We start from the raw sequence: 23,241 nt of genomic DNA, 5'->3' as shown, positions 1-23,241 counted from the left end.
GGAGATACCATGATTGATTTTGGCGCAGTAGGGCAGAGTTTGGATCTGCTTTTTTCTAATTTTGGCCCTTGGTTGGTGGTAGTGCCGGGTATCGTACTGGGGCTTATTTTTGGCGCAACGCCAGGCCTGCAGATATCAATGGCGATGGCCATTTTCCTGCCGATGACCATGTACATGGACTTTATTCAAGCCATGCTGTTTCTTACCGCTATTTTTACGGGTGGCTCATTTGGTGCTGGTATCCCTGCCATTCTGATGAATATACCGGGTACCTCTTCGGCCATCGCTACCGCGTTTGATGGTTACCCAATGGCGCGGAAGGGGCAGCATAACCAGGCGTTAGGTGTCGCGTTAGCCTCCTCGGTGATTGGCGCGCTGATGGGCTACGTGGTGCTGTTCTTTATGATACAGCCGCTTTCTTACATGGTGCTGAGATTGGGGCCAGCAGAGATGTTTGTAGTGATTCTCTGGGGCATGACGCTGATTGCGAGTTTAAAAGGTGAACAGGTTCTCAAAGGGTTAGTGGCCGGGTTTGTCGGGCTTTTAGTCGGCACGATTGGGTTTAGCGAAATCGGCTTGGCACGCGGTACGATGGGGCAGACTTACCTGTTGGACGGTGTCCCCGTCATTCCTGCCATGATGGGTATGTTTGCCGCTTCAGAGCTATTTAAGCTAGCTAATAAAGGCTTCATCGTTGAATCTGCCGATGCCCGCAAGGTCAAGGTGAGTGAGATCTTCGAAGGTTGCAGAATGGCGATGCGCTACCCTGTTGTGATGATTCGGGGTGGTTTGATCGGGGTGTTGGTCGGGGCGGTTCCTGGTGTGGGCTCCTCCGTGTCTAACCTGCTCTCTTACATAGAAACCAAGCGCCGTGATCGGGATCCCGATTCATTTGGGAAGGGCAACCCGAAAGGGGTCGTGGCCTCTGAGGCGGCTAACAGCAGCTCCGAAGGGGGCTCGATGGCAACACTGCTGGCGCTAGGGATTCCCGGCGGTGGCGCTACAGCGGTAATGTTAGCGGCGTTTGCTATGCATAATATCACTGGCGGCCCGCAGTTTATTCGCCAACAAACCGATGTGGTTTACGCGATTATCTTCGCTAACTTTGCCCAGGTGTTTCTACTGGTGATCATCGGTTTACTGTTTATTCCTCTCTTGGCCAATATCGTCAAAGTGCCCATGCGCTACTTGATTCCTTCTGTGTTGGTGCTGGCGATAATGGGATCCTTCGGGCTAACCGGCAATATGACGGGCCCTGCTACGGTACTGGTGTTTGCGGTGATCGGTTGGATATTTCGCCATTACGGCTACTCCGTACCCGCCGCTGTTATCGGCATGCTATTAGGATCGTTGGCTGAAAAATCGCTACTTCACTCCTACCAAATCAGTGGTGGCGACATCACGTACGTTTTTGAGCGCCCAGTAACGCTGGCTATTTTTGCATTACTGCTTATCTCACTATTTAGCCAGCCATTAATGAAGCGCCTTAAAGCGCGCCAAGAGGCTGCTCAACTATGATTCCTCAATTCAGAAGTTGAAATGTTGAAAAGAACTGTCATTACCGTTGGTTTGGGTTTTGTGGGTGGCTGGTTTGCCACCCTTTTTTCATTGCCCCTGGCTTGGATGCTTGGGTCTCTGTTTATGGTGATGGGCTTATCACTGATGGGGGTAAAAACAGGTGTCGATAAGCGCCTGCATCGCACCGCGATCGCACTGCTAGGGCTATTTATCGGGAGTCGAATCCAAGCAGATGAACTCGTAGGATTGGTGTTGTGGTACCCCAGTGTGCTGGCAATGCTGGTTTATATGGGGCTAATGCTAATCGGCGGATTCTGGATTTTTAACCGAGCGAGTATAGGGCGGATGAATGCTATTTTTTGCTCGTACCCAGGGAGTATGAATTCAGCGCTGGTACTGGCTGAACGTGCAAATGGAGATTTACGCTGGATCGCCATCTCTCACTCGCTACGCTTAGTCACCGTGGTCTCGGGGGCGGCTTTCGTGGCGAGTTTCTTTGTTGATGATGTAGCGCTTGCCAGTTCATCATCAGCGCTAGCCTTAGTCGATATTTTGCCTCTGTTATTGGCACCATTGTGTTGGTGGTTAGCGCGCTTGTTAAGAATCCCCCTGCCTGAGTTTTTAGGGCCCATGGCCGCAGGGGCCATTATTGCTAATCTTGGATTTGATTACTCCCTGCCGACCGGGGTAGTGCTTACTGCATTTCTGGTGCTGGGGGCTTCTGTAGGCTCGCGCTTTTCAGGAACTCAGTGGTCGCAGGTGGTCAGCATGGGGCGCTATGGGATTACTTTTGCCCTATTTGCGTTGGTGGTAGCGGCGCTAATGGCGTGGTTGGTTTCAAGTTTTACCCAACTAGCCTTCGTTGCCGTCCTGCTTGCGTTGATTCCTGGTGGGGTAGGAGAAATGGCGGTGATCGCCATGGTGATGGGTATCGACCCTGTCTATGTTGTTTCTCACCATATACTGCGTCTACTGCTATTGATCTTTATGACCCCGCTAATGCTGCGAATAGTTAATCAGCCGCTTAAATAGCGGGGAAAGTCACCGTAACCTCAAAGCCGCCCTGGGGTCGATTCGTTAACGCCAGTCGGGCAGAGTGCGTCGTTGCAATTTGTTCCACAATGGCCAGCCCTAATCCGCTACCAGGCGTATGTTTGTTGTGGCGGAAAAAGCGCTCCGTCAATTTGCAAAGCTGCGCTTCCTCCACGCCGGTACCCTCATCGCTAACCGCTAAGGTTACTTGGCGCGCGTCAGCCGTTAGTGCAACGGTTATAACGCCTCTATAGGCCATGCTGCCACCTGCATGCAAGCTGGCATTTTCGATCAGATTGGTCACTAACCAGCGCAGCATAATGGGGTCGCCCAAAATGTTGGGTATTGCTTTCTGTTGATCAAAGGCGAGTTCTTGGTTTTGTTTATAAATATTAGGGGCAGTCTGAGCACAGGCATCATGGCAAATGGCGATTAAATCGACACTTTCGAGGTGAGATGTATCGACTAATTCGCTGCGTGTTTTGGCGTATTTAAGCAGTTGCTTAACGGTATGGCTGGCATGCTCAGCGATGCGTTGAATCTCCCGCAGGCTAGTATGGGCGGGAGATTGGGATGCGTCTTTAAGCGACATTTCCGTTAAAGCGCGAATTTCTGAGACAGGTGTTCTAAGCTGATGCGAGACATCGGCATTGAGCTGCTGAGTGCTTTCAATACTGCGCCGCATACGCTGCATTAAATGATTAATACTCTGGATTAGCGGCAGGATCTCTTTTGGGGCTGCATCATCCAATGCATGCAAGTCATTCGGTGAACGTTGTCGCAAGGCTTGGCTAACCGCGTTAAGAGGTGCTAACCCAAGGTGAATGGCGAAAAGTGCAATTGAAATGGCTAGTAATCCTGTAACGACCATTAACCCTGTGAGCGTAATCATGAAGTCGTTGGTAAGGGTGTGGCGAGCTTCCTTTGATTCGGCGACGACGACTTCAATGTCTACCGGTTCGCCTCCTCGCCGAAACGGAAGAGTAAGCGCAACGGCTCTTAAAGCATTGCCCGCATAATCTACATCATAAAAAACTGGCTCATGCGACGTTTGGGGTGGATCTGTCAAACCACTAAAGCCTGCGATTATGTCTCCGTCATTTTCTTTAATGCGATAGAAAATTTTTCCTTCACCTCTGCTGCCAAGTGTACTGATGCTGAAATAGTGCATATTGATGCGCAGTTCACCATCCGCTGTGTAAATTCGACGCTCCAGCCGCTGGGCTGCATTAAGTAGCAGGTCATCAAAGGTGGCATTAATTTGCCGAGATAACAGCAGATGACTAGAGATCAATGCCAAGATCGCGAGGGCGATGAAAGGCAGTCCAATCCATAAAAGCAGCCGACTGCGGATCGATTGGCGCTTATTCATAGCCAGAGACTTTCACGTCTTTAGGTTCGCAGTCTTTAGCTTCCAGGTAATAGCCCAGACCGCGTACCGTTTTTAAGCCGAAATCGTAGCCAATTTTTTTACGAATCCGGGAGATGTAAGTTTCCACCGCGGCGTAGCTGACCGACTCATCTGAGGTAGACAGTCGGTCGATAATTTGATCCTTATTAACGAGGCGATTTTGGTTTATCAGCAGGTACTCCATGACTTCTAACTCGCGGCGATGTAACAGCACGGGTTTGCCGTCAAGCCGAAGCTCCATGGCATCGGGTAAAAACTCTAAGCGCCCACACTGCAGTGTTTCTCCGCCAAAGTGCTTGGCACGCCGCACTAACGCCCGGGCACGTGCAGTCACTTCTTCCAACGAAAAGGGCTTGCATAGATAGTCGTCTGCGCCCACTTCAAGACCATGTATGCGCTGATCCAGGCTGTCGCGTGCCGAAATAATCAAGACAGGGATCGTATCTTGCTGGTGGCGTAATGTGCGTAGTAGGGAGATGCCATCCAGTTCAGGCAGGCCAAGATCCAACACCAGCAGGTCGTATCCGCCCTGTTCGAGCATATGCAGTGCTTTTCTGCCATCGTCGGCGACATCAATGCTAAAGGCAGCCTCGCTAAGTGTGGCTGCAATAGAGTTGGCTAAATTAATGTTATCTTCTACTACCAGCGCCTTCATAAGCAGTCCTGTTGTTACCCCTCCGGCTGATACTTATAGCCGACGCCATATACGGAACGGATGATTTCCAGTTCAGGCAGCGCTTCGTGGATCTTCTTGCGCAGCTTTTTGATGTGGCTGTCCACGGTGCGCTCCGAGACGATGCGGTTGTCGCGATACATATGATCCATTAGCTGTTCGCGGCTGAAAATTCGTCCCGGCGCCTGCATCATCACCCGCAGCAGTTGAAACTCCACCGCCGTTAGGCCTAAATCCTGCCCATGGGCGAGCGCCTGCCAGCCATCTTCGTTTAATACTACCGGTGCGTTTTGCACCACGGCTGGGGCATCGGCCGCCGCTTGGCTACGGCGTAGTACCGCTTTCACCCGGGCGACGACTTCCCGAGGGCTGAACGGCTTGCAGATATAATCATCGGCGCCCAGCTCCAACCCCAGCAATCGATCCACCTCTTCCACTTTGGCGGTGACCATAATGATCGCAATGGTAGGCCACTTTTGACGTATTTCCCGGCTGAGGGTGAGGCCATCTTTACCCGGCAGCATGATATCGAGTAGCACTAACGCAGGGGAGTGCTGCGCCAGCCAGGGCATCACCTCATCGCCGTGGCCCAGGGTCGTCACCTCAAAACCGTGGGTGGTTAAGTAGTCTGCCATTAGGCGGGCAATCTTCGGTTCATCCTCAACAATCAGTAAAGAGGCAGCATCAGACATAGGGGTAGACTCGCTTAACAGTGAACGTAAAAGCAGGACTTAACGGTTCGTGTAATATCAGTTTTGGTGGTACTAATCCCGGAAATATTAATCAGCAGCCAACAGCGGAAAACGTAGCGTCCAGCGTAGCCCACCCAGCGTGGAGCTAGAGGGGGTTAGCGTTGCGCCGTGGGCATTAACCAGGGCGCTGGCAATCGAGAGCCCCAAGCCGCTGCCGCCGCTGGCACGGCTGCGCGAGCCTTCCACACGATAGAGCCGCTCGGTCAGGCGGGCTAATTCACCTTCCGGCACGCCCGGCGTAGTGTCTTCCCAGGTGACCACCGCCATCCCCTGGCTCTTGGTGAGCGTGACTCGCAGCTCACCCGGCGGTTGGGTGTAGGCGCAGCTGTTATCCAACAGGTTGTTCCACAGCTGGCGCAGGCGTTGGGCATCGCCACGAATCATAATGCCAGGCTCGATCTGTTCGGTCAGCGTTAAACCGCTTTCGACTAACCAGCGGTCGGCGTCGGTCAGGCGGCTGGCAAGGCAGTCGCTAAGATCCATCGGCGCCAGTTGAATATCCAGCGCGCCTGCGTCGCTTTGCGATAGCAAGCGTAAATCTGCCACTAAGCGCTCTAGCTGCCCCACCTCTTGGGCGAGGGAGCTAAGGTTCTCTTGGTTCAGCGGGCGAATACCATCCTGCATGGCTTCGATCTCACCGCGCAGCACCGCTAGCGGCGTGCGCAGCTCGTGGGCGGTATCAGAAACCCAGCGGGCGCGAGCATCGCGGCTGGCTTCCAGCGTTGCCGCCAATACGTTGAAGTCGCGCGCCAAACGCGATAACTCATCACGACCGCGTTCAGGCAATCGAGTGTGATAGTCGCCCTCGGTAAGCCGCAGCGTGGCGCCCGCCAGTGCCCGGGTGCGTCGTCCCAGCCACCAGGAGAGCCCGCCTGCCAGCAGCAGCGAGGCAATGCCGAGTGATACCACGATAAGCACTAGGTTGCGCTGCTGTCGCTCAAGAAAGCGACTCTCCATGCGCTCCATCATCTCTCGGGGCGGCCGAAAACCCAACGAGCCGATATGGGTATCGCCGCTACGCAGGGTGAGCCAATGCCAACTCCCCGAGCCTTCACGCCCACTCCTGGGCGGCACCACAAAGCGGTCATCCGCTGCGCGCAGGGTGAAGTCCCGTGCTTCGCCGAGTGGTGAGGGGCGGTCACGGTGCTCCTGACCCAATTCAAAGCGGACAATATACGGCCAGCGTTCCGGTGACTGCTCCAGCCACTCCCAGCTCTGCTGGGTTTCCCAGCGAGTGACGAGGCCATCGGCCAGCAGTGTGGCACGGCGCTCCTGGGCCTGGTTGAGGTAGTCCAGAAAACCGCGGTCAATACTGTACGAGACCGCCAGAAACATGCTGGCTGAAATCGCCACATTAACGCTGAGGATAATGACGAACAGTTTTAGCCCCAGTCTAGAGGGGCGCCATTGACGTATGGCTGTGGGCAAGGCCATCAGTTGGCTCCCTCTTTTGTATCCAGTACGGGCTGGCGCGGCGAGCTGAGGCGTTCGCGAATATTCTCCATACCTAGATAGAGGCAGGGTACCAGGATCAGCAGTATCACGGTGGCGAAAAGCATACCGAAGCCGAGCGAGATCGCCATGGGGATCATAAAGCGCGCCTGCCGCGAGGTTTCCAAAATCATCGGTGCCAGGCCTAAGAAGGTCGTCAGCGTGGTCATCATAATCGGCCGTAGGCGGCGGGTGGCTGCTGCCACAATGGCTTCCCGGGCACCCATGCCTTCACGGCGTTTGCGGTTGGCGTAGTCGATCAGCACCAGGGCATCGTTAATCACCACGCCTGAAAGCGCCAGCATCCCCAGCAAGCTAATGATGGATAGCCCGAAGCCCATGATCATATGCCCAGCGACGGCACCCACAATGCCAAAGGGGATCGCGGCCAGCACCAGAAGCGGCTGTAGGTAGCTTCTAAACGGGATGGCCAGCAACGCATAGAGCGCGGCAATCATTAACCACATGGAGGTTTTGAGCGTGGCTAAGTTGTCGGCGGTATCCTGCTGACGGCCCCCCATGCTGACTTCCAGCCCAGGCCAAGTCGCTTCCAGATTGGGGAACACCTCTTCCTGTAGCGTGGCAAGCACTTGATTGATGGCCACATCGCTTTCCGAGTCAGCGGTGACGGTAATAATCCGCCGCCCGTTAATGCGTTCAAGGCTGCTAGAGGCTTGGCTGATGGTAATGTCGGCCACCCTGGAAAGCGGCACACTCAGCCCATCAGGCGTGCGCACCGGCATGCGGTAGAGCTCGTTCAAACTGTCGCGGTTGTCGTTGGGTAAACGTACCTCAACGCTGATTTCGCTGCGCCCCACGTACTGTTCAAGCGCCGTGGCGCCCTGGAGTGGCCCGCGCAGGGCTTGGGCCAGATTATTACCCGTAAGCCCCAAGGCGCGGCCTTCGGCAGAAAGACGCATCTCTAACTGTGGTTTGCCGTCCCCAAGGCCGCTGTCGATATCCGTGAGCCCATAGCCACCCAGTGTTTCCGCTAGGCGTTCGGCGGCGGCTTCGAGCACCTGGGTGTCCGGGTGGGAGAGGCGCAGGCTAAGTGCCGCGCCACTACCAGGGCCGCCGACATCGGCTTCAAAACGCACCGACTGGGCACCGAGCAGATCGCCGGTGAGATCACGCCACTCCCGGGCGATACGCGAGGGTGGCCACGCTTCCAGGCTCTCGCTGGCAATATCTAACCGGACTTCCAGGCTTTCTCCGTCCAGACGGCTGCGTGAACTGCTAAAACTGAGGGTCTCTTCGCGCTCGCTAAGGGCATCGGCGGCGTCGAGCAGCTGTTGGCTTAGCTCGCGGCTAATGCTGATATTGCTGCCAATGGGTAGGGTGACCGTGGCCTGCACCTGATCCGATTCGACCCGTGGCATTAGCGAGAAACCCAACCGCCCGCTCATCGCCCAGGAGAGTGCGATTAGCAGAATGGCGATGCCCAGCGAAATACTCAGCAGGCGTTGGTTCAGGGCGCGCTGCAAGAACGGCTCAAACTGGCGGTAGGTAAAGTGGTGTAAACCTCCCTGAAGCCGCTGGCGCAGCGCTTCCAGGGGGCGCTGCCACGCCGGAGTTTGGCGGGGCTTCCGGCTATGCGCTAGATGAGCGGGCAGAATCACTAGGGCTTCCAGCCAGGAGATCAAGAATACCGTCACCACCACGACCGGCACGGTGGCAAAAATTAGCCCCAAAAAGCCGGGTAAAAATAGCAGTGGCAGGAAAGCGACGATATTGGAGAGAATCGCGAAGGTGAGTGGGGTGGCAATTTCGCTGGCGCCTTTTACCGCCGCATCGCGCAGCGAATAACCCTCTTCCCGGTAGCTGTAGATATTCTCACCCACGATAATGGCGTCATCTACCACGATCCCCAGAGCGATAATAAAGGCGAACATCGACATCATATTGAGCGAGACGCCGATCCAGGGCAGAAACAGCATCGCGCCGAGAAACGCCGTGGGGATACCCAGAGTGACCCAGAAGGCCAACCGCGCTTCCAAAAATAGCGCCATGAGTACCAATACCAGTGCTAGCCCCATCCAGGCGTTTTTTAACAGTAGGCTAAGACGGTCTTCGTAAACTTCTGAGCTGTCGCGGGAAATATCCAGACTAACGCCTTCCGGCATGCCTGCGCGCAGGCGCTCAAGCTCACCGTTGACCGCTTCTGAAATACTGGTCGGGGTTTGATCACCAATCTGGTAAACATCCACGGAGAGGCCGGGTTGGCCGTTATAAAACTCTTCCCGGTCGGTTTCGGCAAAGCCATCGCTGACCCTGGCGATCTCGCCCAGGGTAATCGGCGCCCCCTGAGTGCTGGTCAGAATCGGCAGCTCGGCAAAGGCCTCGGCGCTGTTACGCCGCCCCTGATAGCGAATCAGCCACTCGCCTTCGGCAGTAGTAAGCTGGCCGCTAGCAAGATCTAGCGCTTCTTCGGCAATGCGGGTGGCCAGTTCCTGGTGATCGAGGCCATAACGCTCGATGGCCTCTTCGTCCAAGTGGACTTGAATCTCCCGCTCGCGGTTGCCGGATAGCTCCGCACGAGAGATGCCGGAAGTGGCTTGCAGCTCACCGCGCACATCTTCCGCCGCGTTGTGCAGCGCCTCCAAACCGACTTGGCCGTATACCTGTAGGCTCAACACGCTGCGGGAGCGACCCGCGAGGGTGAAGCGCGGTGGGTCGGCAGCGCTGGGTAGGGTAGTGATGGCGTTTACCGCCTGCTGGATATCCTGATAGGCGCGCATCACATCCACGCCATCAATCAGCGTAGCGTTGACGCTGGCGCTGCCTTCGCTGGCCGTGGCGGTCAGCTCGTCGATGCCCTCTACATCGGCAATCGCGGCTTCCACCGGTAGCAGCAGGCTCTGTTCCACATCCTCCGGCGTGGCGCCAGGGTAGCTGATAGTGACTTGCACCACTTCGATGTCGAATTCGGGGAAGACCTCTTTTTTAATCGCCAGCGATGCCATCAGGCCGCCGACGATAAACAGCACCATCAGTAAGTTAGGCGCTACCCCGTGATCCACCATCCAAGCTAATGGGCCGCGTGGCACCTTCATGATTCGTCTCCCGGTTCATTGCCTGCTTGAGCCGGGGTATCGCTGGGGCGGCGGATACGTACTAATTGGCCCTCTCTTGGCTGGGCCAAGCCGGCAGTAACAACCTGCTGGCCAGTTTCCAAGCCGTCACGGATTAAAGCATCATCTTCGCCGCGGTAAGCCAGAGTGACCGGCGTTCGGCGCAGGCGATTCTCTTCATCTACCCGCCACGTCACGTCACCTGGGCGCAGAGCCGCAGACGGCAAAGAAATAAGCTGCTCCTGAACAGCCGGTTGAAAAGAGGCGCGTAGGACATCGCCCAGGCGCAGGGCAGGGCCGTCGGTCTCTAGGGCGAGCGGGTCGTTAACGGCGATCAAGAGTTGAGCCTGTAGGCCATTCTCTTCCAGGCTAGGCAGCATTGAGACCAGGGTTCCTTCGCGTGTTGCGCCTTCGGGCCAGCCACGGCTGGTTAAGGTAACGTTGGTACCTGCTTCCAACCACTCTGTCCACTCTCCGGGGAGCGAGGCGCGCACCCAAAATTGTTCAACGCCAACCAAGTGCAGCACCTCGGTACCTTGGCTGAGTAAACTGCCAGCACCGACCAAGCGTTCTTGCACCATGGCCCGCCAGGGAGCGGTGAGGGTAGCGCGCTCAACATTCAGCGCCGCTTGGTCGCGGGCCACGCGTGCTTGGGTGACTTGGGCCTGGGCTTGACGCAGTTGGGGCTCTCTCAACACTAGCGCCCGTCGCTCTGCCGAGAGCTGGCGGCCAAAGGATTCGTACTCGCTGCGCGCCCGCTGCTGCTCTGCCTGCTCTAGCGCTAGCTGGGCCTGGGCGTTGGCGAGCTGCGCCTCGGCATCTTCAAGGGCTAGCTGTAAGTCAGCTTGGTCAATATAGGCAACCGGCGCTTGCTGCTCGACTACCTGACCGGGGACAACACCATCGGCAAAACGCTCCAACTGGCCCGCCACACGGCTGGCCAGCATTGTTTCCTGCTCTGCTTCAACGCGCCCAAAGGCGTACAGACTCGGTGCCTGTGAACTCGCTTTCACCGTGACGACGTCTACCATACTAGGCAAAGGCGCTGGCGGTGGGGTACGCTCTATACGCGGCGGTTGGGTAATAATCCACCAAGCAAGGGTCAAAGTGGCAATAAGAACCAATAAAGCAACTACGGCACCCAAGCGAATGCGGCCATGTTGATTCGTAGCGTAATAGCGAGAAAGAGTCATTACCGCGCGTCATCCATTGGGGGCGAAAATTCCAGAAAAATAAGCGTATGATGCTAGCATCGCGCATTGTTAAGCAGCCATTAGTCAAGCAATGTGCAAATAACATGCAACTGCCACACACCAAGCTTTATTACAAATTGGCTTTTATTCACTTGGCTTTCTCTCACTTGAAAGCAATAGACTGACTGGTCTACTTTAAGCATATGAAAAATACCGCAACGCGTGACAAATTAATCGATAGCGGCGCTCAGCTGATTAGTCAGCAAGGCTACAACGCAACGGGCATTAATGCCGTTTTAAAAACCTGCGGTGTACCTAAAGGCTCTTTCTATCACTACTTCTCCAGCAAAGAAGATTTCGGGCTGGCGGTGATCGAGCGTTTTGCCTCCAGCTATGATAAAACGTTGGTGGCGTTGCTAGAAGATAATGACACGCCTCCGCTTGAGCGTCTAAAACGCTACTTCGCGGCTGGCCGTGATCATATGCATGAGTGCAACCATGCGACTGGTTGTTTGATCGGCAACCTTGGCCAAGAACTTTCGGGTCAGAGTGATACCTTCCGTGATGCGCTAAATCTAGTATTTCAGCGCTGGGAGCAGCGTTTCGTACGCTGCCTGCAAGATGCCCAGGCGCGGGGAGATATTGCCCCCCATACAGCGCCAGAAGCGCTCGCCAGTTTTATTCTTACCGGCTGGGAAGGCGCCATTCTGCGCGCCAAGACGTTGAAATCCGTTGAGCCCATGGAGCAGTTTGAAAAAATTCTGTTCCAGCAAGTGCTGGTGCCTTCCTCTTAACGCTTACCTACTTAAACATCCGTGCTCTAGTGACGAGCTCGGAAGTGATGCTCATCAGCGGCCACATCGTTTCGAGTGGCGGCTATTAGAGCGTCATCAAGTGAAGGGTCGTCCAGTGTTATTAAACCGCACTGTGCCAGCGCTTCGCGCAGGCTGACCTGTTCATCCAGGCGTTGATACACCACCCGCACACAGCAGGGCATGCGTTCACTGTTATCCGCCACGCCTATTTTTAAGCCGGTCAAACGCGTCACTTGGCTCTGAAAACTCGGAAACAGAATCGTCTGAGTGATTTCATGGCCGTTAAGGGTTTCGTGGTCGACCAAAAACAGCCGATCCGCAAGCTTAACCGCGGTGCCCACATAGCGATTGTGGCACGGGCGGGCGCCGGGGGCGGTCTGCATCCGCTCGGTGCGCTGATAAACGACGCCACCTTCTCGCTCTTCCAGGCAAACCAAGGTACGCATTAACTGCCCTGGCCTGGACATCGAGTGATAAAGCTCAAAGTAGCGACCTATATAGCGCTCCATCCCTTCGCTGCCGCGCTGAACCAGTGCGTTTGGCCAAGATAGAGTTGCTGCGTTGGCTTCTCTATTTAGCTTGCCCGTTTGCACCAGGGCACGAAAATCGTGGTGAGGGAGGGCAATATCCTCAACGGTAACGCCGAAAAAGTGGCAAATGCGCTGTAGTGCCGCGTGGCTGGGACGATAGCGCCCACTCAGGTAGCGGTTAAACTGTGCACGGTTAATCGTTAAACGCCGACAGACTTCAGCAATAGACGGGTAGTAGCTGCAGAGTAGGCGCAGGTTGGCCACAAAATCGTCATGCATGGAGTGACTCGATTCTCTTGGTGTCGTGGCTGCCTAATGTGATGGTTCACGCCTCAGAGTGCAACGCTTTCCCGTTTGCAGGGCAACCCATGCCGTCACGGCTATATAATCGTCAGCTACATTACTAACACGCACAGTAAAAGGCTTCTGCAACAAACCAGGAGTAAGCCATGTTTCATGGGTTTGAAAAATTGTCGCGCCACGTTAATGGCGTCGAGATCGCTTTTCGACAGGGCGGCAGTGGCCCTGTACTGCTACTGCTTCATGGCCACCCTCAGACCCACGTGATTTGGCACAAAGTGGCAGAGACGCTTGCCCAGCACTTCACGGTCATTGCGGCGGATCTGCGCGGTTATGGCGACAGCAGTAAACCCGACGACGACCCCGAGCACCTTCATTACTCCAAGCGCGCTATGGCGCAGGATATGGCTGAGCTAATGAGCGCGCTGGGTTTCGAGCGTTTTAAAGTGCTGGCCCATGATCGCGGCGCGCGGGTCGCCCACCGTTTAGGTGTTGACCACGCTGAACGCGTAGAGCGCATGGTGCTGTTGGATATTGCCCCGACGCTTGCCATGTACCGGGGCACCACCGAGGCCTTTGCGCGTAGCTACTGGCACTGGTTTTTCCTGATTCGCCCTCAGCCACTGCCGGAAATGTTGATTCAGAGTGACCCCGCTCAATACCTGAAAAGCGTAATGGGCGCCCGCAGTGCGGGCATGGCGCCTTTCTCATCTGAAGCGCTAGCGGAATACGAGCGCTGCCTATCACTCCCTGGTACCGCCACCGGTATTTGCGGCGACTATCGCGCCAGTGCGACGATTGATTTGGAACATGATCAGGCAGATATCGACGCGGGTGTGAAACTCACCTGCCCGCTAAAAGTGATGTGGGGCGCTGAAGGTGCCATTGAAGCCTGCTTTGATGCCTTGGCTGAATGGCGCAAGGTAGCCACCCAAGTCGACGGCAAAGCGCTCCCTTGCGGCCACTATATTGCCGAGGAGATCCCCGAACTATTGCTTGAGGAAGCGCTGCCGTTTCTCGGCAAGGTAGAGTGATGGTAGAACGGTTTATCGGCTTGCGTTTTTAACGCTCCATACGGCTAACGATAAGCGCCGCGTTAACGCCACCAAAACCGAACCCATTGCACAAGACATGCTGGGTGGAGTGCTGCTGACCAGTCGTTGTGACGAAGGTTAAATCCTGCATATCATCATCGCAGTGCTCAAGGTTGATGGTGGGCGGAAGCTGCTGCGTATTGACGGCCAATACAGAAAAAATACTCTCTATGCCCCCCGCTGCGCCTAGTAGATGGCCTGTGGCGGCTTTGGTTGCCGAAATAGGGATGGCGGGCAGGCGCTCACCGAAGACATTACGCAATGAGGCAATTTCAGCCCGGTCGCCAACGGGCGTCGAAGTGGCATGGGCATTGATATGATCAATAGCACCAATGGTAAGGTTCGCCATACCCAGCGCTGCTTGAATCGCTGCTGCGGCGCCAGCCCCATCCTTTGGGCCTGCTGTTAGGTGGTAGGCATCTGCGCTGGTGCCGTAGCCGCTAATCACCGCTAACGGCGTTGCTCCCCGCTCAAGGGCATGGGCAAGGGTTTCGATCACCATCACGCCCGCGCCTTCGCCCATCACAAAACCGTTACGGGCTTTATCAAAGGGCCGGGACGCACGTTCAGGGGCGTCTGCTTCTGTGGAAACGGCCTTTAAGGCGTTAAAGCTGGCGAGTGAAAGGGGGTCAATACACGCCTCGGCGCCGCCTACGACGGCAACATCGGCCTCTCCATTGCGTATGATGCGCATACCGTCACCAATGGCCTGTAGACCCGCTGCGCAAGCCGTCACTGGGCAACCCAGTGGGCCTTGAAAGCCATAACGAATGGACAGGTTACCAGCCGCCAAATTGGCCAGAAAGGCGGGCACCGTAAATGGGGAGAGTTTGCGATAGCCGCGCTCAGCAAGGGTTTTTTGGGCTTGCGTAATGGTCGGGAAACCGCCAATGCCAGAGCCAATAATGGTGGCCGTTCTGCGTTTCTGAGCCTGCTCAACGGGAAACCAGTTGGCCTGTGACAGTGCCTCTTTGGCTGCCGCCAACGCGTAGAGGCTGAACAAGTCCATTTTGCGTTGCTCTTTGGGGTCGGCTATCTCATCCAGGTCAATACCGCCGGTGGGGTCATGGCTAATGCTCGGCACCACCCCGGCAATTTTGATTGGGATACTGCTTGTGTCAAAGCGGTCAATGGTGCTGATGCCAGACTGGCCGTTAACCAGTCGCTGCCAACTTGTATTGACGCTGTTACCTAGTGGGCTGACCATACCCATGCCGGTAATCACGATAGGTGAGTGCATAGTAACTCCTAATTTATTGATATGGTCACCCTAGCAATGGGCAATATATGATCAAGATAATATTTAGCAGACGAGGTATATATGCCTTATCCCAAGAGCCATAAATCGAAAACCAAAGAGCGCATTTTGGCTTCGGCAACGGAGCTATTCAGCCGCAATGGGTTTCAAAAGGTATCGATTGGCCAGATCATGAAGCTAGCCAAGATGACCCATGGCGCCTTTTATGCGCATTTCGCTTCAAAAGAGGCCCTTTACAATGAGTCTGTGCGCCTGACCATTGATAACAGCCGGGCGGCCAGGCTGGTAAAAGGCCCACTTTCGTTACAACACTTAACCGAGTTAGTCGCCAACTACTGCAATCTCCAAGAGCTGGAAGCTAAGCATAAGCCGGGGCCCGAAGCGGTACTGTTCAACGAAATTGGCAGTGAAAAAGCCGAAATCCGCACCCTGTTTGAAGCGTCATATATGAGTATGAAAAAGATGCTTGAAACGCGATTGATAGCGCTGAGTAAGTTGAAACAGCTCCCCTTTGCCAATGACCGCCAAGCGATTGCTGATAAATCCCGGGTCATATTGGCCTCCCTGGTAGGCGCGGTAGCCATTGCCAAAAGCTTGCCAGGGGAGGTGGAGCGAAAGCAGGTATTGGTAGCCACGCAGCGTCAGATTTTACTCATGCTCGGGGTTAGCGAAGCTGAGGCGGAGCGTATGATGCAAGCGCAATAGTTCGGCTAGCTAAGGAAAAGCCCCCCGAGATGCTGCTTGTAGTAAGCACAACCATTTTTGCACGACGTGTGGTAGATGATTTGGGCGACTGCCCAAGACGAAGCGAGTAAAAAACTGGATAATGGGCCCCAATTCGCCTGGCGCGCTATGTGTTTAATAGCCTCGGCACACTCATTACTCTGGACGCCCGCTCATGGAAATCAAAGTTAACTATCTCGACAACCTCCGCCTGGAGGCCAAGTTCGACGATTTTACGGTTATCTCCGACCAGCCGATTCGCTACAAAGGCGATGGCTCGGCACCGGGGCCGTTCGACTACTTCCTGGCGTCTTCGGCCATGTGTGCGGCCTACTTTGTAAAGGTGTACTGCAACGCCCGGGATATTCCTACCGAGAATATTCGTCTTTCCCAGAACAATATTGTCGACCCAGAAGATCGCTATAAGCAGATTTTCAAAATCCAGGTCGAGCTGCCGGAAGATATTTCTGAAAAAGACCGCCAGGGCATTCTGCGCTCCATCGACCGCTGCACGGTTAAGAAGGTGGTGCAAACCGGCCCTGATTTCCAGATCGAGACGGTAGAGAACATCGACGAGGACGCCCAGGCACTATTGATGGGCGCGCCGGAAGGTAGCAGCACCTATATCGAGGGCAAAGATCTGCCACTGGAGCAGACCATCGCCAATATGAGCGCGATCCTGGCTGACCTGGGCATGAAGATCGAGATCGCCTCCTGGCGTAATATCGTGCCCCACGTTTGGTCGCTGCATATTCGCGATGCGGCTTCACCGATGTGTTTTACCAATGGCAAAGGCGCGACCAAAGAGAGCGCGCTGTGCTCGGCGCTTGGCGAGTTTATCGAGCGCTTAAGCTGTAACTTCTTCTATAACGACCAGTTCTTCGGTGAAGAGATCGCCAATAGCGCATTTGTTCACTACCCCAACGAGAAGTGGTTCAAGCCAGGCCCTAACGATGAGTTGCCTGCTGAGATTCTCGACGAGCACTGCCTAGCGATCTATAACCCGGAAGGCGAGCTGTGTGGCTCCAACCTAATTGATACCAACTCCGGCCGCGAAGACCGGGGTATCGTGTCGTTGCCCTTTGTGCGCCAATCCGATGGCGAAACAGTCTATTTCCCCTCGAATCTGATCGAAAACCTGTTCCTGAGTAACGGCATGAGCGCGGGCAATACCCTGGTGGAAGCCCAGGTGCAGTGCCTGTCGGAAATTTTCGAGCGAGCGGTAAAGCGTGAAATCCTCGAACAGGAGTTAACCCTGCCGGATGTACCGCAGGAAGTGTTAGCCAAGTACCCAAGCATCGTGGAGGGTATTAACGCTCTGGAAGCCCAGGGGTTTCCGGTGTTGGTCAAAGACGCCTCCATGGGCGGGCAGTTCCCGGTCATGTGCGTGACCTTGATGACCCCGCGTACCGGCGGCGTGTTTGCCTCCTTTGGCGCCCACCCGAGCTTTGAAGTGGCGCTGGAGCGCAGCCTCACCGAGCTGCTACAGGGCCGCAGTTTCGAAGGGCTGAACGACCTGCCGCTGCCGACCTTTAACTCACAGACGGTTTCCGAGCCCAACAACTTTGTTGAGCACTTTATCGACTCGGTAGGCGTGGTCTCCTGGCGCTTCTTTAGCGCCAAACCCGATTTTGAGTTCAGCGAATGGGACTTCTCCGGTAGCAACGAAGAAGAGGCTGAAACGCTATTTGGTATCTTTGAAGAGCTGGGCGCTGAAGTGTATATGGCGGTACACGAAGACCTGGGCGCACCGGTGTGCCGAATTCTGGTGCCAGGCTACTCGGAGGTATATCCCATCGAGGACTTGATCTGGGATAACACCAATAAGGCGCTGGATTACCGTGAAGATATTCTCAACCTGCACCGCCTCGACGACGATCAGCTCACCGAGCTTGTCGAGCGGCTGGAAGAGAGCCAGATGGATGACCACGCCGATATCATCACCCTGATCGGTATCGAGTTCGATGAGAATACCGAGTGGGGGCAACTGACGATTCTGGAGCTGAAGCTTTTAGTCTATCTGGCGCTTGGCCGTCATGAAGAGGCGCTGGACTGTGTGCAGATGTTCCTGCAATACAACGACAACACCGTCGAGCGCGGCCTGTTCTACCAGGCGGTGAACGCAGTGCTGGAAATAGTGCTGGATGACGAACTGGCGCTTGAAGATTACCTGCACAACTTCCAGCGTATGTTCGGTGAAAATACCATGGCCGCAGTAGTCGGCTCAGTTGAAGGCTCGGTGCGTTTCCATGGTTTGACACCAACCAACATGCAACTAGAAGGCCTTGAGCGCCATCAGCGCTTGATTGAAAGCTATAAGAAGCTTCATGCAGCAAGGGCGGCTATAGCAGGCCTCTAAGCATTATCCACGAGAGTTGATAGAGCTCTGCTGGCCTTACTGCGTCAGCAGAGCTGGTTATTTGCAGCCAGCTTGCTCCGAACAGGCGATCTAATCAGCAGAGTGAAACCAGGATTGGTAGCTGAGGAATTCGATTAACTCACTGCGAAACAGCTTGGCCCGCGCTGAAAGGCTACGCCGATAGGGCCATACCAAAAAGATCTCTCTGTGACGCCCCCGCCACTCAGGGAGCACCCTTATTAACTCTCCCGCTTGTAAGCTGTTCGCCACCATACTGGCGGGCATCAATGAGATACCTGCCCCCGAAAGAGTGAGATTAAGCACAATATTCATATCGTTACTGATATGAAAATGACTCTTGTGACAAGCGTGCTGACTACCCTCTTGATGGAATAGCTGCCACTCGCTAAACATTTTGGCCGCCACACTAGGGCACGCCTGTAGTTCCTCTACCTTGCTGGGAATAGGGTGCTTCATCGTCGCTGACGCCACCAAAATCGGCTCTATATAGCCTAGGTATTTCTGGATCAGGGTTGAATCTTTTTGTGGCCCAGAGCGAAGCGCAATATCCGCCTGATGGTCGCGAATATCGACTACGTTGTTATCGAGTTCGATAGTCAGTGCAATTTCAGGGTAGCGATCAATAAAGTGACGCCAAAACGCATCTAGTGGCCCGCTTCCCAGGTTGACGGGCGCCATAATCTTCAACGGCCCACTCAGGCTATGCAGCGTCTGATCCAGATCCAAAATGCGCTGATCCAGCGCGAGCACTAGCTCTTCACACTCGCGATAATAGGACTCACCGTGGGGCGTTAACGTTAACCCTTTGGTGGATCGATGGAGTAGTTCTACGCCTAGCGTGGCCTCCAGTGCGCTAATACGCCGCGACACGGTGGCGATAGTCATCTTTAGCTTTGCCGCCGCCGCCGTAAGGCTGTGTTGATTGGCAGCCACGATAAAGATTTTCAGGTCATCCAGAGAAGGTTTGCGCATTTTGCAATTCTGTAAAATGGTTTCTTATATATTGGCATATATTACCGTAATGGGTGTTTGATAGCCTTGTCCCAGGTAAATAAAGCTCTTAAGGACACCCCATGAAACACAGAATTATTTTCGCGCTACTGATGTCTTTCACACTCTCGCTGATTATGTCGGCGTGGGTGACTTACGTGAATATTGGCGCTCATCCTGATTTTGTGGCTATTTGGATGCATGCATGGCTCCTTGCTTGGCCAGCCGCTGGGATCATCGCCTTTATCAGCGGCCCCTTTATTCATAAGCTAGCCCATCGCATTGCCGAGAAGGTCTGACGGCACACCTGATGCACTCTGATGCACCCGCTGATGCAGTGAGTGCATACAACTGCAACGCTGCGCCAAATTTAATCCTGCCCCACGCTTGGTAAAACGTTCTCCGCGGCGCGAATTCCAAAAGCGCGATAGCAACGACGCGAATTCCAACATAACGCTAATACAAAAACGCGGAGAGAATCACATGCTCGATATGCTCAATGACCTCCTGTGGGGGAAGGTTCTGCTAGTGCTGCTGGTGGGGGTTGGCATCGGTTTTACCGTTGCCTCTCGCTTTGTGCAGTTTCGCTATTTTGGTGAGATGTTTCGTATCCTCGGTTCCGGTCAAGCCTTTAAGCGTAATAAACACGGCCATTTAAGCTCGTTCCAGGCGCTGGTGCTTTCGGTTGCCGGGCGTGTCGGTGGCGGCAACATCGCCGGTGTAGCGGTGGCGATTACACTGGGTGGTCCAGGGGCGATTTTTTGGATGTGGTTGGTGGGTTTGATGGGTATGGCTACCAGCTTTTTGGAGTGCACCCTGGCGCAGACCTATAAAGAGGCCGAAGGCGACGGCACTTACCGCGGCGGCCCGGCGTACTACATCGTTAAAGGACTGGGAAAACAGTGGCGCTGGCTAGCGGCTTTTTATTCGGTACTGTTACTGTTGACCTTCGGTTTTGCCTTTACCGCGCTGCAATCCTATGCGGTGGCAACCTCTTTCGGCGATGCTTTCGGCGTGCCGGTGCTGTATAGCGGCATAGCTCTGGCCATGCTGGTCGGGCTGATTATTTTCGGCGGCATCAAGCGTATTGCGCGTATATCTGAGTTTCTCGTGCCCTTTATGGCGGTGAGCTATATCGCCATTGCGCTGCTGGTTATCGCCATGAATATTACCGAAATCCCTGGCGTGATTGTGCTGATTGTAAAGAGTGCCTTCGGCCTTGAGCCACTGATTGGTGGCGGTATTGGCGCGGCGATCATGATGGGTCTGAAGCGCGGTCTGTTCTCTAACGAAGCGGGCCTGGGCAGTGCGCCCAACGTGGCGGCAGTGGCCTACGTACCGCACCCGGCTAACCAGGGCATCGTGCAGGCGTTTTCAGTCTTTATCGATACCGTGATTATCTGTTCCGCCACGGCCTTTTTGATTCTACTCAGCGGTGTATACGACCCTGCTGCGGGCGCTGGCGTTGAGGGCATCGCTTTGACACAGGCAGCACTGGCTGATCATGTGGGTGAATGGGGCCGCACCTTTGTCAGCTTGGCACTGCTGCTATTCGCTTTCAGTACCATTCTCTACAACTACTACCTTGGCGAGAACAGCCTTAACTTCTTCAGCCGCGACAACCAGAACCTGTTTAACGCTTTCCGTGTGGCTATCGTGCTGCTGGTTTGTTGGGGGGCGACGACCGATTTGGGCACCGTGTTTGGCTTTGCTGATGTCACCATGGGCCTGCTGGCGGTGGTCAACCTGATCGCGTTGATCATGCTGTTCAAGTGCGGTCTGCGTATTTTGAAAGACTTCGATGTGCAGCGACGTCAGGGTATCAAACAGCCGATTTTTGATGCCAACCAGCATCCCGATCTCGACCTGGATCCAAAAGCCTGGGAGCTAGAGCCTGAAGAGGCTGAAGCGTTAAAACAGCGCCTGGAAGGCGCGCCTGCGAAGTAAGCAGTTACCTAGATTGTACTGATAAGGAGAGGAGTGCCATGCCCCGCGTACTGATGCTCTATACCGGTGGGACGATTGGTATGCAGCCATCGCCACAAGGTTATATACCCTGCGCGGGGCTGGCCGAACGCCTGGCGGCGCATCTGGCGCTGGGTGACCCTTACCGGCTGCCAGCATTTGATGTGATTGAGATGCAGCCGCTGATTGATAGCGCCGAGTTAATGCCCGAGGCGTGGAGTCGTTTGGTGGCAGCATTGGAGACGCACTGGCAGGCTTATGATGCCTTTGTTGTGCTTCATGGCACCGATACTATGGCTTACAGCGCCGCGGCGCTTTCGTTTATGCTCGGTGCGTTGAACAAGCCGGTGATCTTTACTGGTTCCCAAATTCCATTGGGTGAGCCAAGAAGCGATGCGCTGAACAATGTAGTCAGCGCGCTGCAGCTTGCAGCTCACCCAGCGACACCTTGCGAAGTCACCCTGGCGTTTCACGATCGGCTGTTGCGTGGAAACCGGGCTCGTAAGGTGCGCGCACAAGGCTTAGATGCCTTCGACTCACCCAACTTCCCCTGGCTTGCCAAGCTGGGCATTGGCATTAGTTTTCCCCAACCCTCGGCGCTGCTGAGCGGACTACCCAACTTTGCCCCTATTGAAGTGAACCATGAAGCGGTAGCGGTATTGCCGCTGCATCCAGGGATGTCGCTGCGCCGTGCCAAGGCGCTGCTGGAGGATAAAACACTAAAAGGGCTGGTGCTGTATAGCTACGGGGTTGGCAACCCGCTTAGCTTTGAAGGCGAACTGCTTAATGCCTTGAAGACGGCTAACGAGCGAGGCGTCGCGCTGCTTAACGTCACCCAGTGTGCCCAAGGCGAGGTAGTGCAGGGCGCCTACGCCACCGGCGCAGCACTTAATCAAGCGGGCGTGATTGCCGGCAGCGATATCACCCTGGAAGCCGCCATCGCGAAGCTAACCGTGCTCATTGGGCAAGGTCTGGTGGGGTCAACGCTGGGCCAGGCATTGAGAGCGCCCATGCGCGGTGAGTGTAGCCGTTAAGCCAATCAGCGGGAAGAAATGCTCAGCGCGGTGACGGTTAGCAAGATGATCCCCATACCGACCATTTGAATAACGCCCAGGCTTTCGTTTAACACCGCTACACCAAACAGGGTAGCGGTAATCGGCTCGACCATGGCAACCATGGAGGCCAGCGCAGGTGCCGCATGCTTGATACCTACCACATACAGCAGAAAAGATAGCCCAGCGCCGAGAATGCCCAGCGCTACAAACAGCGGCAGTTCCAGAGCGCTGATAACGCTGACAGCTTGGTTAATGTCCGTTGGCAACAGCAGTGCGATGGCCAGCACGGTGAAGGCAACCGAAAGAATTGCCTGGGGACTGCCATGGGGTGCGGCATATTTGAAACCAAAAATGAACGCTGCGTAGGAGAGCCCGGCAAGCAGTCCAGTGCCCACGCCAATTAACGAGAGACCACTGGCGCTGATGGCATACAACTTGGTTAACAGCACAATACCCACCATGACCAGCGCAATGGCCAGCCACTTGGCAGCGGTGGGGCGCTCTAGTTTGAGGGCAAATGAGACGAGATAGACAAAAACAGGGGCGCAGTACATCAAGGTGGCAGCGACCGCAACGTTGCCATACTCAATACTAAGAAAATAGAACGTAAAATTGCCAGCGACGCCCAGGCCTGCAACCACTGACCAGAACCAAAGCCGCTTGCTGTTCAGGCCGCTATGCCGGTGTTGAAGCAGCAGCCACCCAAGTGCGAAGAGAAGTCCTATAAACCCCCGATAAAATGACACGACGGCTGGATCCCAGCCGTCGTCTAACAAAATGCCTGCGATTCCCCCGGATATCCCCCAGCAGAAGGCCGCCAGCGCTATCAATAAACTGCTTGCGCCTGCCATATCTCACCTGTCGTCCTTGAACGGTAAACACTCGGGAGCAATGAATGTTTAAACGCATTTCTACTGCTTAGCGATGGCTCCTGAGCTACTGCCTGTAGACCTTAATGCGGCTCCCCTGAAAGGTAGACGCTGGGCCCAG

At 55.0% G+C, this 23,241-nt stretch carries 19 protein-coding genes; 9 read left to right on the top strand and 10 right to left on the bottom strand.

The features are described 5' to 3' along the window. Positions 1 to 9 precede the first annotated feature (9 nt). Both JI62_RS04000 and JI62_RS03995 read left to right on the top strand, forming a co-directional pair. Positions 10 to 1,518, top strand: coding sequence for a tripartite tricarboxylate transporter permease (locus JI62_RS04000; RefSeq protein WP_088698933.1), 1,509 nt, complete (start codon positions 10 to 12; stop codon positions 1,516 to 1,518). Positions 1,519 to 1,539: 21 nt separating this feature from the next. Next, the gene (locus tag JI62_RS03995; protein ID WP_088698932.1) at positions 1,540 to 2,550 is read left to right on the top strand and encodes an AbrB family transcriptional regulator; all 1,011 of its coding nucleotides are present in this window, start codon (positions 1,540 to 1,542) and stop codon (positions 2,548 to 2,550) included. Here the strand turns inward: JI62_RS03995 and JI62_RS03990 are convergent. The 6 genes from JI62_RS03990 to JI62_RS03965 form a co-directional block, all read right to left on the bottom strand. Beyond that, positions 2,543 to 3,922 (bottom strand): sensor histidine kinase, encoded by a 1,380-nt coding sequence (locus tag JI62_RS03990; RefSeq protein WP_088698931.1) that lies wholly within the window; start codon positions 3,920 to 3,922, stop codon positions 2,543 to 2,545. The two genes, JI62_RS03995 and JI62_RS03990, sit on opposite strands and share 8 nt — an antisense overlap. Next, positions 3,915 to 4,616, bottom strand: coding sequence for a response regulator transcription factor (locus tag JI62_RS03985; protein WP_088698930.1), 702 nt, complete (start codon positions 4,614 to 4,616; stop codon positions 3,915 to 3,917). The genes JI62_RS03990 and JI62_RS03985 overlap by 8 nt, the downstream gene beginning before the upstream one ends. 14 nt (positions 4,617 to 4,630) lie before the next feature. Beyond that, positions 4,631 to 5,326, bottom strand: coding sequence for a response regulator (locus JI62_RS03980; RefSeq protein WP_088698929.1), 696 nt, complete (start codon positions 5,324 to 5,326; stop codon positions 4,631 to 4,633). An 87-nt stretch (positions 5,327 to 5,413) separates the two neighbouring features. Continuing rightward, positions 5,414 to 6,820 carry an ATP-binding protein gene (locus tag JI62_RS03975; protein WP_088698928.1) on the bottom strand — a complete coding sequence of 469 codons (1,407 nt, stop codon included), beginning with the start codon at positions 6,818 to 6,820 and terminating at the stop codon, positions 5,414 to 5,416. Next, positions 6,820 to 9,930 (bottom strand): efflux RND transporter permease subunit, encoded by a 3,111-nt coding sequence (locus tag JI62_RS03970; RefSeq protein WP_088698927.1) that lies wholly within the window; start codon positions 9,928 to 9,930, stop codon positions 6,820 to 6,822. The genes JI62_RS03975 and JI62_RS03970 overlap by 1 nt, the downstream gene beginning before the upstream one ends. Beyond that, on the bottom strand, positions 9,927 to 11,141 hold the full coding sequence (locus tag JI62_RS03965) for an efflux RND transporter periplasmic adaptor subunit (protein WP_088698926.1): 1,215 nt from the start codon (positions 11,139 to 11,141) through the stop codon (positions 9,927 to 9,929). The genes JI62_RS03970 and JI62_RS03965 overlap by 4 nt, the downstream gene beginning before the upstream one ends. Positions 11,142 to 11,344: 203 nt before the next feature. On the opposite strand from JI62_RS03965, the gene JI62_RS03960 reads away from it, so the two are divergent. Beyond that, positions 11,345 to 11,935 carry a TetR/AcrR family transcriptional regulator gene (locus JI62_RS03960; RefSeq protein WP_088698925.1) on the top strand — a complete coding sequence of 197 codons (591 nt, stop codon included), beginning with the start codon at positions 11,345 to 11,347 and terminating at the stop codon, positions 11,933 to 11,935. Between the two features lie 26 nt (positions 11,936 to 11,961). Here the strand turns inward: JI62_RS03960 and JI62_RS03955 are convergent, their stop codons facing one another. Further along, positions 11,962 to 12,765: a helix-turn-helix domain-containing protein gene (locus JI62_RS03955; RefSeq protein ID WP_088698924.1), complete on the bottom strand. Its 804-nt coding sequence runs from the start codon at positions 12,763 to 12,765 to the stop codon at positions 11,962 to 11,964. 170 nt (positions 12,766 to 12,935) lie between these two features. Between JI62_RS03955 and JI62_RS03950 the strand changes: the two genes are divergently transcribed. Then, positions 12,936 to 13,820: an alpha/beta fold hydrolase gene (locus tag JI62_RS03950; protein WP_088698923.1), complete on the top strand. Its 885-nt coding sequence runs from the start codon at positions 12,936 to 12,938 to the stop codon at positions 13,818 to 13,820. A 28-nt stretch (positions 13,821 to 13,848) separates the two neighbouring features. Here the strand turns inward: JI62_RS03950 and fabF are convergent, their stop codons facing one another. After that, complete coding sequence (gene fabF / locus JI62_RS03945) at positions 13,849 to 15,120, bottom strand: beta-ketoacyl-ACP synthase II (protein ID WP_088698922.1); 1,272 nt, start codon at positions 15,118 to 15,120, stop codon at positions 13,849 to 13,851. 81 nt (positions 15,121 to 15,201) lie between these two features. Between fabF and JI62_RS03940 the strand changes: the two genes are divergently transcribed. Both JI62_RS03940 and JI62_RS03935 read left to right on the top strand, forming a co-directional pair. Continuing rightward, positions 15,202 to 15,843, top strand: coding sequence for a TetR/AcrR family transcriptional regulator (locus tag JI62_RS03940; RefSeq protein WP_088698921.1), 642 nt, complete (start codon positions 15,202 to 15,204; stop codon positions 15,841 to 15,843). Between the two features lie 193 nt (positions 15,844 to 16,036). After that, complete coding sequence (locus JI62_RS03935) at positions 16,037 to 18,220, top strand: OsmC domain/YcaO domain-containing protein (RefSeq protein ID WP_088698920.1); 2,184 nt, start codon at positions 16,037 to 16,039, stop codon at positions 18,218 to 18,220. 90 nt (positions 18,221 to 18,310) lie between these two features. Here JI62_RS03935 and JI62_RS03930 read toward each other — a convergent pair whose 3' ends face one another. Beyond that, positions 18,311 to 19,213, bottom strand: a complete 903-nt coding sequence (locus JI62_RS03930) for a LysR family transcriptional regulator (RefSeq protein ID WP_088698919.1) — start codon at positions 19,211 to 19,213, stop codon at positions 18,311 to 18,313. A gap of 101 nt (positions 19,214 to 19,314) precedes the next feature. Between JI62_RS03930 and JI62_RS03925 the strand changes: the two genes are divergently transcribed. From JI62_RS03925 to JI62_RS03915, 3 genes are all read left to right on the top strand, one after another. Further along, the gene (locus tag JI62_RS03925) at positions 19,315 to 19,530 is read left to right on the top strand and encodes a DUF2798 domain-containing protein (RefSeq protein WP_088698918.1); all 216 of its coding nucleotides are present in this window, start codon (positions 19,315 to 19,317) and stop codon (positions 19,528 to 19,530) included. A 184-nt stretch (positions 19,531 to 19,714) separates the two neighbouring features. Beyond that, a complete protein-coding gene (locus tag JI62_RS03920; RefSeq protein WP_088698917.1) occupies positions 19,715 to 21,178 on the top strand; it encodes an alanine/glycine:cation symporter family protein in 1,464 nt (487 codons plus the stop codon). 38 nt (positions 21,179 to 21,216) lie between these two features. After that, positions 21,217 to 22,230, top strand: coding sequence for an asparaginase domain-containing protein (locus tag JI62_RS03915; protein WP_088698916.1), 1,014 nt, complete (start codon positions 21,217 to 21,219; stop codon positions 22,228 to 22,230). Between the two features lie 5 nt (positions 22,231 to 22,235). Here the strand turns inward: JI62_RS03915 and JI62_RS03910 are convergent, their stop codons facing one another. Then, complete coding sequence (locus tag JI62_RS03910; RefSeq protein WP_088698915.1) at positions 22,236 to 23,102, bottom strand: DMT family transporter; 867 nt, start codon at positions 23,100 to 23,102, stop codon at positions 22,236 to 22,238. Between the last annotated feature and the right edge of the window lie 139 nt (positions 23,103 to 23,241).

This window comes from Halomonas campaniensis, assembly GCF_002211105.1.
GTDB lineage: Bacteria > Pseudomonadota > Gammaproteobacteria > Pseudomonadales > Halomonadaceae > Vreelandella > Vreelandella campaniensis_A.
The sequence above is the reverse complement of the archived record's forward strand: the minus strand, read 5'-3'. Positions and strand labels throughout refer to the sequence as shown.